This window comes from Brevibacillus laterosporus DSM 25, assembly GCF_002706795.1.
Classification (GTDB): domain Bacteria; phylum Bacillota; class Bacilli; order Brevibacillales; family Brevibacillaceae; genus Brevibacillus_B; species Brevibacillus_B laterosporus.
The window spans coordinates 5,363,855-5,377,681 of the sequence record NZ_CP017705.1 but is presented as its reverse complement, the minus strand read 5'-3'; the positions used below and the strand labels follow the sequence as shown (position 1 = coordinate 5,377,681).

General features: G+C 41.2%; 16 protein-coding genes. 13 read left to right on the top strand and 3 right to left on the bottom strand.

Annotated features, from left to right (window positions below):
- Window positions 1–30: 30 nt before the first annotated feature.
- Both BrL25_RS24500 and BrL25_RS24495 read left to right on the top strand, forming a co-directional pair.
- Window positions 31–411: a RidA family protein gene (locus BrL25_RS24500; protein WP_018670568.1), complete on the top strand. Its 381-nt coding sequence runs from the start codon at window positions 31–33 to the stop codon at window positions 409–411.
- Between the two features lie 161 nt (window positions 412–572).
- Window positions 573–1,145: a DNA-3-methyladenine glycosylase I gene (locus BrL25_RS24495; RefSeq protein WP_018670569.1), complete on the top strand. Its 573-nt coding sequence runs from the start codon at window positions 573–575 to the stop codon at window positions 1,143–1,145.
- A gap of 110 nt (window positions 1,146–1,255) precedes the next feature.
- Here BrL25_RS24495 and BrL25_RS24490 read toward each other — a convergent pair whose 3' ends face one another.
- Window positions 1,256–2,521 carry an MFS transporter gene (locus BrL25_RS24490; RefSeq protein WP_146066368.1) on the bottom strand — a complete coding sequence of 422 codons (1,266 nt, stop codon included), beginning with the start codon at window positions 2,519–2,521 and terminating at the stop codon, window positions 1,256–1,258.
- 61 nt (window positions 2,522–2,582) lie between these two features.
- Between BrL25_RS24490 and BrL25_RS24485 the strand changes: the two genes are divergently transcribed.
- The 5 genes from BrL25_RS24485 to BrL25_RS24465 all read left to right on the top strand — a co-directional run bounded on the left by BrL25_RS24485 (window position 2,583) and on the right by BrL25_RS24465 (window position 6,223).
- The gene (locus BrL25_RS24485) at window positions 2,583–2,717 is read left to right on the top strand and encodes a 3-hydroxyacyl-CoA dehydrogenase NAD-binding domain-containing protein (RefSeq protein ID WP_018670571.1); all 135 of its coding nucleotides are present in this window, start codon (window positions 2,583–2,585) and stop codon (window positions 2,715–2,717) included.
- Window positions 2,718–2,928: 211 nt separating this feature from the next.
- A complete protein-coding gene (locus BrL25_RS24480; protein ID WP_018670572.1) occupies window positions 2,929–4,119 on the top strand; it encodes a hypothetical protein in 1,191 nt (396 codons plus the stop codon).
- A gap of 208 nt (window positions 4,120–4,327) precedes the next feature.
- On the top strand, window positions 4,328–4,540 hold the full coding sequence (gene tlp / locus BrL25_RS24475; protein WP_018670573.1) for a small acid-soluble spore protein Tlp: 213 nt from the start codon (window positions 4,328–4,330) through the stop codon (window positions 4,538–4,540).
- Window positions 4,541–4,739: 199 nt separating this feature from the next.
- Window positions 4,740–5,870 carry a tRNA 2-thiouridine(34) synthase MnmA gene (gene mnmA / locus BrL25_RS24470; protein ID WP_018670574.1) on the top strand — a complete coding sequence of 377 codons (1,131 nt, stop codon included), beginning with the start codon at window positions 4,740–4,742 and terminating at the stop codon, window positions 5,868–5,870.
- Between the two features lie 17 nt (window positions 5,871–5,887).
- Entirely contained in the window at window positions 5,888–6,223 is a 336-nt protein-coding gene (locus tag BrL25_RS24465) for a hypothetical protein (protein WP_018670575.1), read from the top strand.
- Between the two features lie 128 nt (window positions 6,224–6,351).
- Here BrL25_RS24465 and BrL25_RS24460 read toward each other — a convergent pair whose 3' ends face one another.
- On the bottom strand, window positions 6,352–7,749 hold the full coding sequence (locus BrL25_RS24460; protein ID WP_018670576.1) for an amino acid permease: 1,398 nt from the start codon (window positions 7,747–7,749) through the stop codon (window positions 6,352–6,354).
- Window positions 7,750–7,914: 165 nt separating this feature from the next.
- Here BrL25_RS24460 and BrL25_RS24455 point away from each other — a divergent pair, with 165 nt between their 5' ends.
- On the top strand, window positions 7,915–9,525 hold the full coding sequence (locus tag BrL25_RS24455; protein ID WP_018670577.1) for an acetate--CoA ligase: 1,611 nt from the start codon (window positions 7,915–7,917) through the stop codon (window positions 9,523–9,525).
- A 195-nt stretch (window positions 9,526–9,720) separates the two neighbouring features.
- On the opposite strand, the gene BrL25_RS24450 is transcribed toward BrL25_RS24455, so the two are convergent.
- Window positions 9,721–9,834 carry a YjcZ family sporulation protein gene (locus tag BrL25_RS24450; protein ID WP_099327300.1) on the bottom strand — a complete coding sequence of 38 codons (114 nt, stop codon included), beginning with the start codon at window positions 9,832–9,834 and terminating at the stop codon, window positions 9,721–9,723.
- 156 nt (window positions 9,835–9,990) lie between these two features.
- Here BrL25_RS24450 and BrL25_RS24445 point away from each other — a divergent pair, with 156 nt between their 5' ends.
- The 5 genes from BrL25_RS24445 (at window position 9,991) to BrL25_RS24425 (ending at window position 13,816) form a co-directional block, all read left to right on the top strand.
- The gene (locus tag BrL25_RS24445; RefSeq protein ID WP_018670578.1) at window positions 9,991–10,224 is read left to right on the top strand and encodes a hypothetical protein; all 234 of its coding nucleotides are present in this window, start codon (window positions 9,991–9,993) and stop codon (window positions 10,222–10,224) included.
- 356 nt (window positions 10,225–10,580) lie between these two features.
- On the top strand, window positions 10,581–10,904 hold the full coding sequence (locus BrL25_RS24440) for a thioredoxin family protein (RefSeq protein ID WP_018670580.1): 324 nt from the start codon (window positions 10,581–10,583) through the stop codon (window positions 10,902–10,904).
- Window positions 10,905–11,015: 111 nt separating this feature from the next.
- Complete coding sequence (locus BrL25_RS24435) at window positions 11,016–12,068, top strand: ABC transporter substrate-binding protein (RefSeq protein WP_018670581.1); 1,053 nt, start codon at window positions 11,016–11,018, stop codon at window positions 12,066–12,068.
- 33 nt (window positions 12,069–12,101) lie between these two features.
- Complete coding sequence (locus BrL25_RS24430) at window positions 12,102–13,025, top strand: ABC transporter permease (RefSeq protein ID WP_018670582.1); 924 nt, start codon at window positions 12,102–12,104, stop codon at window positions 13,023–13,025.
- The gene (locus BrL25_RS24425) at window positions 13,019–13,816 is read left to right on the top strand and encodes an ABC transporter ATP-binding protein (protein ID WP_018670583.1); all 798 of its coding nucleotides are present in this window, start codon (window positions 13,019–13,021) and stop codon (window positions 13,814–13,816) included. The genes BrL25_RS24430 and BrL25_RS24425 overlap by 7 nt, the downstream gene beginning before the upstream one ends.
- The last annotated feature ends 11 nt before the right edge of the window (window positions 13,817–13,827 follow it).

Genomic DNA, 13,827 nt, shown 5'->3' with positions numbered 1-13,827 from the left:
AAGAGTAAAGAATCTAGGGGAGGATCAATAATGAACAGACAGGTTATTCATACCGAAAAAGCACCTCAAGCTATTGGACCATACTCACAAGCTATTGTAGTAAATGGCATGGCTTATACTTCAGGTCAATTAGGGTTTAAGCCAGGTACCGCAGACCTATTTGAAACAGTAGAAGAACAGACTCATCAAGCGATGAAGAATTTGCAGGCTATCTTAGAAGAAGCGGGTACAAGCTTGAAGAATGTAGTGAAAACGACTGTATTTGTTCAGGATTTGAACGACTTTGCCAAAGTAAATGAAGCCTATCATACATATTTTCAACAAGCTGCTCCTGCACGTAGTTGCGTACAAGTTGCTGCCTTGCCTAAAGGTGCGCTAGTAGAGATTGAAGCGATTGCAGTCGTTGAGTAAGAGCAGAGTAGTAGGTTAGGTTTTTAGGAAAAGCACCTTTGCTTATCATGAAGCATAGGTGCTTTTTTAGTATTAATTCTTGCTTACCGGTTTAACATTCGATATGATAGACTAATAACAAAAGAACGTTTGTTCGGTTCGGTATTAAGGAGGAAAAGTAAATGAATAGATGTGGTTGGGTAAATCAAGACCCCTTGTACATCGATTATCATGACAAGGAATGGGGCGTACCAGTCTACGATGATCGGTTACTCTTTGAATATATAAATTTGGAAGGGTCTCAAGCAGGACTTAGTTGGTACACCATCTTAAAAAAAAGAGAGAACTATCGTCTAGCTTTCGATCAATTCGAGCCATCCAAAATTATTGCCTACGATGACAAGAAAATAGCAGAGCTGATGAATAATGAAGGAATTGTGAGAAACAAGCTTAAAATACAAGCCGTTATTACCAACGCGAAGGCGTATTTTGCTATTGTAGATGAATTTGGATCGTTTAGCACATACATATGGTCATTTGTAGATGGAAATCCTATCCAAAATCATCCGTCTAGTTTACAAGACGTTCCGGTAACCACAGAAATTAGTGATAGGTTAAGCAAAGATTTGAAGAAGCGTGGTTTCAAGTTTGTTGGTTCTACGATTTGTTATGCCTTTATGCAGGCTGTTGGAATGGTAAATGATCATGTTCAAGACTGCCATTGCTATCAAAAGCAAGTAGCAGAGAAGAAATAAAGACCCTCTTCTAATTCATCTGTAAGAAATCCACAGGTATGTTATTTGCTACAACCGTTATTACATGCTCTTAGCTACCAGCGTTACAACAAAATCAGTTTGGATAGTACTTACATGTTTGGCGTTTGGTGACTTATTCGATCATGGGGTAACGTGAAACATAGGAACGCTCCAATTGCAGGCATTGCAAGAATCACACATAAAATAGGAAAAAGACCAATTCGATCAGCTAGCATTCCCAACACTAGTAAGCAAATGCCTGATAAACCACCCGTAAATCCAATAACAAGGCTAGAAGCCATCCCAGCACGTTTTGGCATTAAATCCTGGGCGAAAACAACAGCAACTGAGAAGGTAGACATGAGTACTAGTCCGAGTGTAAACAGCAGAAGCATCGCTGTAAAGCCATTCATCCACGGGAGAAGCAAGGCAAGGGGTGCACTAAGGATGAGAGACAATTGGAGAACTCGGCGCATGCCAAAACGGTCACCTAATGATCCTCCAGCTAGCGTGCCGATTGCTCCACCTAGTAAGAAAAGAAAGCTGTAGACCCATACATCCGATTCTTTCGTGCCATAGGTAGCTATTAGAAAAAGGGGAAAGAACATGACAATTCCTGCATTGGCTAAGGTTCTACAGGCGATCACTGTAACTAAAGCCTTAAGACCAGGCTTAATGGGTGGTTTTTCTGTAGCTTCAAGGAGGTTGTTTTTGACTTGCAAGGCTCCATTTCTCTTTGCAAAAAAGAAAAAGACACAAGCAAACACCATTGCGATGCTATACAACCAGATCGTTCCACCAAGACCGGTCAGGGAGAGGAACCACAAACTCAGCGGGGCCAAAGCCATTCCTGCATTCCCACCAATTTGAAAGATGGATTGAATGGTACCACGTTGCAAGCCTGGTAGTTGATGAACGCATTTGTTAGCGTCAGGATGATACGCCGCTGATCCGAGAGAAGCGATCATGACTGCGAATAATAACCAATAAAAATTGCCACTCCATGAAATCGCGTAAATGCCAGTACCTAGCATAAGAAATCCTAGAGGAATGAACCACGGTTTTTCACGTTGGTCTGAAAATAATGCGAGAAATGGTTGGAAAAAACCACCGAATAGATTGTTTACTAGTACAAGTAAACTCATTTGGGTGTAGGTAAGTCCGTAATACAGATGAAGTAAAGGTAAAATGGCTACAAGAACGCCGTTAAAAAAATCATTAGCCAGATGAGAGACACTTAATAGACCTAATCTGACTTTCATTTGTGCATACAAAAGGAATCCCCCTAATCGCCATCCATTTTCTATAGATACTTGTTGATATGGATAATCATATATCCATCTATTTAGAGATACAATCGTTTTGTGAAAATTCAAGTAAATCTTTCCCTGATTAGAGATTCTCTTTTACAAGGAAAGAAAATAGGGGGACTTGCATATGGTGAAAAGAGTAGCGGTCATTGGAGCAGACGTAATGGGGCACGGTATCGCTTTGGCATATGCCAGTGCTGGAATACAAGTCAACTTATTTGATCCAGATGAACGTATGCGTCAAAAACGATTAACTTGCTAGAAACGAGCATGAATCTGTTATGTTGAAACTGGAAAACTTGGAGTTAAGACAGGAAAAGGATTATTCACCTATACAGATGAAAAAATATCACGAGAAACGTACAGGCGTGATGTGCATTTTCTGCGTTTGTTAGCCTTACAACAAGAACATGATCTTGTATGAATACTTTCATGAGTAAAAGTAAGAACATCAGTGAAATGGAGGTTGTAGTATGACTGCTACTTCAATCAATAAAGGGATGTTTATGTATGCATGGACGGTTTATGAGGTCGGGACAGAGCATATTTTAACTGATATGCAAAGAATGGGGTGCGATACGGTGGTGCTAAATAGCAGCTACCATCAGGGACGGTTTTTTCAATCCCAAGCCGAGCAGTTTCTACAAGTACCACACGCAGGAATATTTTTTAGGCCCGATCCAACACGCTATGGTCGAATACAGCCAGTTGTACATCGTTCGATAGCAAAAGAGGAATTATTCCCACGGATGAGGGAAGCATGTCAAAAGCAAAATATGCATTTTCATACTTGGTGGGTAGGTGTGCATAATTCTGCAATAGGTAGCCAATTTCCTGAATTATGTGTTCAAAATGTATGGAAAGATACGTTTACATACAATTTATGCCCAGCTCAGCCAGACGTAAAGGAATATATAACAGCTTTATTCGAAGATACATTAATTCATGTTCAACCAGAACGGATTATGGTAGAAGCAGCTGCTTTTATGACGATGAAGCATGGCGGCCATCATGAGATAAATCTGTTGCATATAGGTGAAGCGGCGCAATGGTTACTTTCACTTTGTTTCTGTCCAGCATGTAAGCACACTGCGACGGAGAGCGGCATTGATGGAGATGCTGTACAAGAGTTGTCGAAACGCTTGCTCCAACCGATGCTAGCTCAAGATTACGGCCCACTCCCAGAAGAAGGTAGCCAAATCGCATACCTGATGCTCTCTTATCCTGAACTGTATGCATACCAGCAATCTCGTGAACAAACCATTACAGACCTAGTTGCTAGCCTGCATGAAATTGCAGGACGTTATCAGGTAAAAATAGATTACATTCCATCCTCTACACCGTTTTCTGTAAACCAATCCTTCTATGAGGGCGTGTCGTTACGAAACATTGCGTCCTATGTCGATCGTTTTGTTCCATTAATGTATACAGACCAGTCTGACTCTCTTCGGTACGGAGTTCAAAATCTGCGATTACACGATCCTCGACAAGAGGTTGGTGTTGCGCTTTCTCTACATCATCAACGAATGAAATCAAAGGGGGCTTTGATAGAGAAGGTGAAAACCGCGGTAGAAGAGGGAGCGAGTTGTCTATATTATTATAATTATAGTTTAGCAAATGACAGACGATTATCCTGGGTTCGAGCAGCCAACGAATCTGTTTAGCCAAGTTACATAAGATAAGTCGACTTTTTGTCACGTCTACGTCCGAATTTCAAATATTCGGGCGTTTTTTGCTGATACGGGATGAATCAATTTTAGCCAAAAACCTGATGTGGAGATAGAAAGTTATTACCTGTCAATGTGCATAAAATCTCCTTTTCGGGAAAAAAATATATGATATTCTAGCAATTTATTTAGGAGGAAAATACACATGGCAAAACCAGACGATCGTTCTGACAATGTCGCAAAGCTAAAACAAATGATCGAAAACACACAACAAAATATTAGCGAGACAAAAGATTACCTGCAAGCGCATGGGGACGAAATCTCCAATAAGGAACGCTCAGACCTAGAAAATAAAAACGCTCGTCGTGAAAACAGTTTAGATTCTTTCAGTTCCGAGGTTGAAGACGAACTGCAATAAGAAGGCATATATCTGATGTAATTGAGTGACCGTTAGTGCCAAGTGTACTGCGGTTTTTTTATATAGAGTAGCAATTTTGCATATCATTTCCCTTTCCTTTTTATTTTTAGTATAATAAACTTATTTTCAATCGTTCTTATTGTGAATATCAACTATGAATGGAAATAGGAAGTTTGTTGGTGCAGAGAGGGGATTTAACATGAAAAAACCTGAAGATACACGTGTCGTTGTCGGGATGTCCGGTGGGGTCGATTCTTCCGTGACCGCTTTGCTTCTCAAGGAACAAGGCTACGACGTAATCGGCATCTTCATGAAGAACTGGGACGATACGGACGAATTTGGTCATTGTACAGCAGAAGAGGATTATCATGATGTGCGCCGTGTATGTGACCAAATAGGTATACCTTACTATACAGTTAATTTTGAGAAAGAATATATGGATAAGGTATTCTCCTATTTTTTAGATGAATATAAAAGTGGACGAACACCTAATCCAGATGTAATGTGTAACCGAGAGATTAAGTTCGGTGAATTCTTGAACAAAGTCATGGACTTGGGTGCTGACTATGTAGCAACGGGTCACTATGCGCGTGTGGAACTACGTGATGGTGAATATAAATTGCTAAGAGGCGTTGACGAAAATAAAGATCAAACCTACTTTTTGAATCAATTGGGTCAGAAACAATTAGCTAAGACCCTGTTTCCGATTGGACATTTACCAAAAAAGCAAGTTCGTGAAATTGCTGATCGAGCAGGTCTTGCTACAGCTAAGAAAAAAGATAGCACAGGCATCTGCTTTATCGGAGAACGTAATTTCCGTGAGTTCCTCCAAAACTATCTGCCTGCGAAACCAGGCAAGATTGAAACAACAGATGGAGAGGTTATCGGAAGCCACGATGGCTTGATGTACTACACATTAGGACAACGACAAGGTCTTGGCATTGGTGGAGGAGCAGGAGAAGGACTGCCATGGTTTGTAGTTGACAAGGATTTAGAGAGAAACGTTCTCATTGTCGGACAAGGCTCTAACCATCCTTGGCTTTACTCATCTTATCTGATCGCTGAACAAGTGAAGTGGGTAAGTGATGAGCCAAAAGAAGATGTATTGACCTGCATGGCTAAATTCCGTTATCGTCAACCGGATCAACAGGTTACGGTTCGTCGCATTGAAAATGGTACCTACAAGGTCGAATTTGCAGAACCACAAAAAGCGGTAACTCCTGGGCAAGCAGTTGTCTTTTACCAAGGTGAAGAGTGCCTGGGTGGGGGTACCATTGATAAGGTATATATAGATGCGAAGGAAGCGGCAAAAGCTAACGCACAAGCTTAGTCGCAAGGAGGAACCGGATGGACAGTACAAAGAAATCGAAATTGCTGATCATCGGATTTTTGGTCGTAAGCGTACTAGCAGTTATTGCGGCATTCTTTGGATTTAGACAAGCAAAAGATGCGAATGTAGATACAATCAAGCAGGCAATTGCTCAGCGAGGCGGACAAGTTACTTCTGCTACTGTAATACCACTAGAAAAAAGCCCTTTTGACAAAAGTAATAAGGGTAACACGATTTATCAGGTAGAATATCAAAAAGCGAATAAAAGCTATGTTGCCTATTATCGAGCTTTTAATGAGCTGTCTATTATTCGTGAACCGGAAAAGTGGATTTATCCAGACGAGAAAAAATAAGGGGACGTCTATTAGAAGGAAGCGAATCAATAATTTCGATGATAATCAGAAAAAGCAGGTGAGGAGCGAAAACTCCTTCCTGCTTTTTTTGTATACTTTTAAGGCTTGAGCTGTTGCTTTGTACTGTATCAAGCTGATTTCTTAAAAGCGAATGGATAGATTAAAATAGCACTAAAGAAAAGTCCCATCCCCAGTAAAAGTGTTTCTAAATCTGCTATTCCTGTTTTAATCACCCACAATGAGTAAAGCGTTGCTAAAATTCCAACGCAACCATCCAGCACCCTTGTCCGTGTTTCACCTATACGATAAGTTTCACCCGTATAAACCAACTTCAGTTGATAGAGGGCAGATACAATATACGGAATCAGATAAGCTAGGGTTGCTACCGTGATGACAAAGGTAAACGCACCTGCGATCGTGTTAGAAATGGTGGAGAAGACAAAGAGCTGTGTGCATAAATTGGTAATTAATAGGGCTTGAGCCGGACTACCATGTTGATTCGTTTTTTCAAAGATTTTAGGGAACATCCCTGCTTGAGCTGCTTGATAAGATACCTCAGAACCTACTAAAATCCAGCCAATAGTTGTCCCCATTAGGGAGAAAATCGCTAGTAGAGCCAACACAATGCCTCCAGTAGGTCCCATAATAGCAACGAGTGCATCTGCTAGTGGTTTATCTGAATGACGAAGTGCTTCTACAGGTAGCACCCCCATGGTCAGTAATGTGATTAATACATAAATAAAAACAACAATTACTAATCCAAGGATGGTAGCTATTTTTACATCTCGCTGAGAGCGAGCTCGTGCTGATAGAATCGAAGCAGACTCTATTCCCACAAATGCCCATAGCGTTGAAATAGCGGCTAGATTGATTTGTTCAAGTAATCCATGCTCTACTGTAGAACCAGCTTCAGACATCGGATAATAGAACGAACCCATCATAGACCATTGGAAAATGGAAAGAGCAGCAACCATGAAAAAGACAAATCCGATCACTTTTGTGGCTGTTGCCATAAAATTAAGTCTGCCGGCTACTAGGGTGTTACGGCATAAAATGAAATGTGTCCCCCATAAGTAGATCGTACAGACTAAAAAGGTGATTAGTTTTCCCGTTTCAACCGGAAAAGAGCCAATTTGAAATAAAACGCTCGTTTGTTTCATGATAGGGAAAAAGGTGGAAAGATATCCGGCAAATGTTGTGATAATCGCTACATTTCCTGACCAATTCGCTACCCAATAACCCCAAGCAATTGTAAAACCAAATACTTTACCCCGTCTTGGATTGCGAAACAAGGCAGAGGCATAACTTTGTGGGCCTGCAGTAAGATCAGGTCGACGAATTGCTAAATTCCCAAAGACGAGCCCAATTAATAAGACTCCAAATCCGGTAAGCAACCATGCTAAGGTGACTGCTAAGGGACTAGCTAGTCTTGCTAAGGAACCCGGTAGCATAAAGATTCCTGAACCCACCATATTACCTACCACAATGGCGGTTAGCATCCAAGCTCCCCATTTTTTTGTTGTCATTGATGTTCCCTCCATGTTGCAAAAAACACGAACAAATCATAGCAGATGATTAATATTTATGCAATCAAACAGGATATTTACATATTTGTCTTAGAAAAAGGAATTTTCAGAAAATAAATAGAATTCCTTATTAAATAACAGTTACATCTAAGGGAGGGATTTATCATGTCAACAGATAAGCTAAGAGAAAATGAAATAATTGAGATTCCGTCGCTGTATAACTTTGCATCTGAAGTAGAGAGATATGCTCTCCTTCATCCCGAAAAGGCTGCACTTGTGATTGTCTCAGAAGATGGGAAGGAAGAAATGCTTTCCTACGAGCAATTACGCATTTATATGAACAAACTTGTGAACGCTTTCTTGAACTGTGGAATTGCTCGCTATGATAAAGTGCTTGTATTAGTACCACGTGGGATAGAAGCATATGGTATTTATTTAGCTTTACTTAAAATGGGTGTTGTCGTCATGCCCGGCTCTGAAATGCTCAGGGGGAAGGATATTGCGTACCGTGCTAATCATGCAGAGGCTAAAGCAATTATTGCTACAAAAGAACTGCTATCCGAAATAGATGGCATTCGAAGCGAGTGTGAGTCACTAGCGTATTTTATTTCAGTGGGGGAGCATAGAGAAGGATGGCAGGAGTTATCTGATATTCTAGAAGGAGCAGCAGAAGAAGCCCAGAGCGTAGTTACAGGCTCGGATGAGCTTGCCTTCTTATCTTACACGTCTGGTACGACTGGTGGTCCCAAAGGTGTCTTGCATGTGCACGGTTGGCCGTTTGCTCATTTGGCTGTTGCAGCTACATACTGGCTTGACGTTCAAGAGAATGATCTGGTTTGGGCAACAGCAGGTCCTGGATGGGCAAAGTGGATATGGAGTCCTTTTGTATCCACATTAGGCAAAGGTGCAACCGCGTTTGTCTATAAGGGTAAATTTAGACCTGATACCTATTTATCTTTGTTACAAAAATATCCCATTTCAGTTTTGTGTGCCACTCCGACGGAATACCGGCTGGTAGCGAAAATGCCAGATCTGGCAAGCTATAAGCTTACAGCTTTACGCTCTGCTTGTTCAGCAGGTGAACCTTTAAATCGTGAGGTAATCGAGACGTTCCGACGTACATTTAACCTGACTGTACGAGACGGATACGGGCAAACAGAAAGTACTTTGCTGGTAGGAACATTTGTTGGAATGGAACCACGTCCGGGTTCGATGGGGCGCCCTTCTCCCGTGGTACGAATTGCGATTATCGACGAGGAAGGCAACGAAGTGAAAAAAGGGGAGGTGGGAGATATTGCTGTCGATCGAGAAATGATAGCCTTATTTAAAGGCTATTTGAACGATCCAGAACGAACACAGCGAGCGTTTCGAGGTGATTGGTATGTAACGGGGGATCAGGGGTGTCAGGATGAGGATGGTTATATTTGGTTTGAGGGTCGTTCCGATGACATTATTATCTCGTCTGGTTATACCATTGGGCCGTTTGAGGTAGAAGATGCTTTAGTAAAGCATGAGGCCGTAGCAGAATGCGCAGCAGTAGCTAGTCCAGATCCCGATCGCGGACAGATTGTAAAAGCCTTTATCGTATTAAAACAAGGAGTGGAAGCTTCTGATGAATTGATTATTCAATTACAGGAGCATGTAAAAAGCTTAACGGCCCCTTATAAATATCCACGCAAAATTGAGTTCGTCAGTGAGTTGCCCAAAACGACTTCTGGTAAAATCAGAAGGATAGAGCTACGCCAGTCTGAAAGGTCTTCAGAGAGAATGAAATAGGATTAAAGATCATGTAAAAAGACGCCTTCATTCTGGCGTCTTTTTACTCTGTTATAAATCAGATATAGAGATGGTGACTCATATAGGAGACGGCTATATTCTTAGCTACCTAATTTCTAGTGATGGATATAATTCTGCCATTATTCACCAGCTCCTATATGAAATAGGCCATTTCTTACTCGGGTGTCTCAGTGCCTAGCAGCGGGAGCCGCAGCCATCGAAGCAGCAACTGATAATCACCAGTAGAATGAACAACACTAGGATACAAGAGAAATCGCCACAACCATTACCACCAAAGATACTTGACATTTTATATCACCCTCCTTTGTCTCTGCCCTATATCAATATGTCATGAATGGGTGGATGGTTATTGACAGAGATAAAGTTTTTGCGCCCAAAAAGATGGAAGCTTGGGCGAAAACAGGTTATGGTAAGGATTAAGAAAAGGTAAAGGAGGGAATGAACATGGGGGAGTGCAAGCTAGATCACAGTCAGGCGGATGTCTTGCAAAAATGGGCGGATCAACAGGCTTACGTACCAAAAGCATTGGCAGAGCAGATACAGGTATTTTTGCAAAAGGATCTGTCTCAGTCAACTTTAAACGAACTGTTTCATGCGCTTAAAAAATACGACTTGGCAGGAGACAGCGAGCGTGAAGTTCGCAACAAAAAGTTACTGGACTGGGTCTCTTTGCCGTAGATGAGAAAAAGCACTCTTTACGCAGAGAGTGCTTTTTTATCGATACTAATTTATAGTGGCGTAGGCGATTATAAATCATAAATTTGCTTTCATTGGTATGTTACTATTGAGCATGCTATTGCAAAGGTATTATCGAGGATTGTTGTGGGTCGTATTTTCTTTTGTTTTTGGTGGAGTGCTACGTGATCCAGCAGAAGCAGTAGTCGGACGTTTCGTTGTATTGTTATGTTTGGACATTGTGACACCCCCTTTCTACACAAAACCAATCTGACCCATAGTATGGCTTGTCTTGTTACAATCATTCATTATCCCCAAGAATAGGAATTTATTTTGTGAAGGGAGGGAAGAGAAGCAACGTGCGAGAAATCATAGATTACCAAAAAATGATTCAGGTAGATTTATTACAGACAGAATACTCGATATTCTATTTGTATACGCCATTGTGTGGAACCTGTCAAATTGCTAGTCTGATGGTTACGATGCTAGAGCAGCTCTTTCCAGAGGTAGTGTTTTATCGAGTTAATATTAATGTTCATAAAAAGCTAGCACAAGACTGGCAAATTACCAGTGTCCCTTGTCTCATTATTTACCAGCGTGATAGAGAAGTAGCACGAAAATATGCTTTTGAATCCGTGCCGGATCTATATTCTTGGCTAAAATCCTTTTCTAAAGTTCACTAGTAATCGGGTATATGCCCGATAAAATAATTTTCTAACTCTTCAAAAAATAATTGATTAATGGTAACATAGTTAAGTGTGTAGATACTTGTAGAAGGTAAAGGGGGATTCTGTGTGAAAGGTAACATAAGACAAGCAAAGTTCGTTTTGGCCTTATTTTCAACGCTTATGCTTTTGATTGCAACCGCCTGTAGTCAGACTAGCACGGCTCCAGCTAACAACCAAAGCGGAGCAGCTTCTGAACCTCAATCGACTGCAAATGAAGCTAAAGTCATTAAAGTCGGAATTGTGCAAATAATCGAACATCCTGCATTAGATGCAGCGAAGGACGGATTTATAGCCAAAATGAAGGCAAACGGTTTTGAGGAAAATAAAACCGTGGTATATGATCTTCAATCTGCGCAGGGCAATATGGATACAGCGATTCAAATTGCCAAAAAATTCGCTGGCGACAAGGTTGATCTCATTCTTGCTATTGGCACCCCAGCTGTTCAAGCAGCAGCACAAACAACCACAGATATCCCTATTCTGTTTACCGCAGTGACCGACCCAGTAACTGCCGGATTAGTTAATTCAATGGATAAACCAGGTGGTAATGTATCGGGTACTACAGACATGAATCCCATAGAAGAGCAATTATCGTTGATTAAAAAATTAAAAGCAGATGCAAAAAATGTAGGTGTAATTTATAACTCTGGGGAAGTTAATTCAAAAGTACAGGTAGATAAAGCTAAAGAGGTAGCTGGAAAATTAGGTCTGACAATTATAGAAGCTGCGATAACAAACCCAACAGAGGTAAAGCAAGCCGCAGAGTCTATGGTAGGTAAAGTAGATTCCTTTTATGTACCAACAGATAATATGGTAGTGTCCTCTATATCAGCAGTTGTAAGTGTAGCCGAAGCACAAAAAATCCCTGTGGTCGCTGGAGAAGAAAACTCTGTAAAGAGTGGGGCAATTACTACTTTTGGTATTGATTATAGTCAGCTTGGTGCCCAAACAGGAGATATGGCTGCTAACATTCTTAAAGGAGAAAGTAAGGTTGGCGATATGCCAGTGGAGTCCCAAAAAGAAATGAAGTTGGTCATCAATAAGAAGGCTGCTGAAAAAATGGGCATTACATTGCCAAAGGATCTAATAGACCAAGCTGTACAAACCTTTGACCAATAGGCAAATGATATAGGAACCAAAGAGGAGGAAGCAATGACCATTGCAATCGTTGGCGCATTCGAACAAGGTCTACTCTTCGCAGTCATGGTGCTAGGCGTTTTTTTAACCTTTCGAATTCTGAATTTTCCTGATTTGACGGTAGACGGAAGTTTTGCCATGGGAGGAGCCATCGCAGCTACAGTTATCATAGATGGAATGAATCCGTTTTTAGCAACCTTACTTGCAATGGTAGGTGGTGCGCTTGCAGGAATATTTACTGGGATTCTGACAACAAAGGGGAAAATAAATGGCCTCTTGGCAGGTATTTTAACGATGATTGCCTTGTATTCTATCAATTTACGTATCATGGGTAAAAAATCAAATTTACCACTTTTACGTGAGGAAACACTGTATACAAAAGCCCAGGCAGTCTCTATATTTGATTTTCACATTTATGGTGTCTCATTAGCGAGTACGATCGTTTTTCTCATTATGGTGTTGATCTTGAAAGTAGTCATGGACTGGTTTTTGCATACGGATTTGGGATTAGATATTCGAGCGACAGGTGATAATGATAGGATGATTCGTAGCTTCGGGGCTAATACAGATACGACTACGATTATAGGTCTGGCCTTATCAAATGCACTTGTAGCTGCTTCTGGAGCTCTAGTGGCACAACATCAAGGTTTTGCGGATGTAGGAATGGGAATTGGAATGATTGTCATCGGACTTGCTTCCGTCATTATTGGAGAGGTACTGTTTGGGACAAAAAGTATGATGCGACTCACGCTTGCAGTCATTCTTGGTTCTATTGTGTATCGATTAGTGATTGCGTTTGCTCTGCGTGCGGGTTTCCTCGCATCTGATATGAAGCTGATCACGGCGATTATTGTAATCGTTGCCTTGGTTTTACCAAACCTGATGAAGGGTGTCTGGAAAATAGGTAAAACGGTGAAAGGAGGCAAACGGTCGTGTTAGAGATAACCAATGTCACCAGAGTATTTAACCAAAATACTGTGAATCAAAAAATTGCACTTAACAATATTAATGTAAAGCTAGAACACGGTGATTTCGTGACGGTGATTGGTAGCAATGGTGCTGGAAAGTCTACTTTGATGAATACGATCTCCGGTGGAATCATCCCTGACACAGGAAATATTTTTATTGATCATCAGAATGTAACCAAACTGGGTGAGCATAAGCGAGCTGCGTTGATTGGTCGAGTTTTTCAAGATCCAATGGCAGGTACGGCTCCCCAAATGACGATTGAAGAAAACTTGGCTATTGCTTATTCCCGTGGTCGTCACCGAACGCTTTCCCTTGGTGTAACCAATAAAAAAAGGGTGTTTTTTCAAGAGAAGCTGGCAATGTTAGACCAGGGATTGGAAAATCGTTTGAAAACGAAGGTAGGCTTTCTATCTGGCGGACAACGTCAGGCACTGAGTTTGTTAATGGCTACGTTTATCAACCCCAAATTATTGTTGTTGGACGAACATACGGCCGCTTTGGACCCAAAACGTGCTCAGTTAATCGTTGATTTGACTCGAAAAGTAGTGGAGGAAAACAACCTGACCACGCTCATGGTTACTCATAACATGGAGCAGGCCCTGCATATGGGGAATCGTTTATTAATGCTACATGAGGGGAAGATCATTTTGGACCTTCCTCAAGAGAAAAAAGAGCAGATGACAACAAGAGATTTGTTGCAGGCCTTTGAAGAGGCAAGAGGCGGAGAAGCTTTCTCAGAAGATCGTTATATTTTAGCGTAAACCGCCGTGAA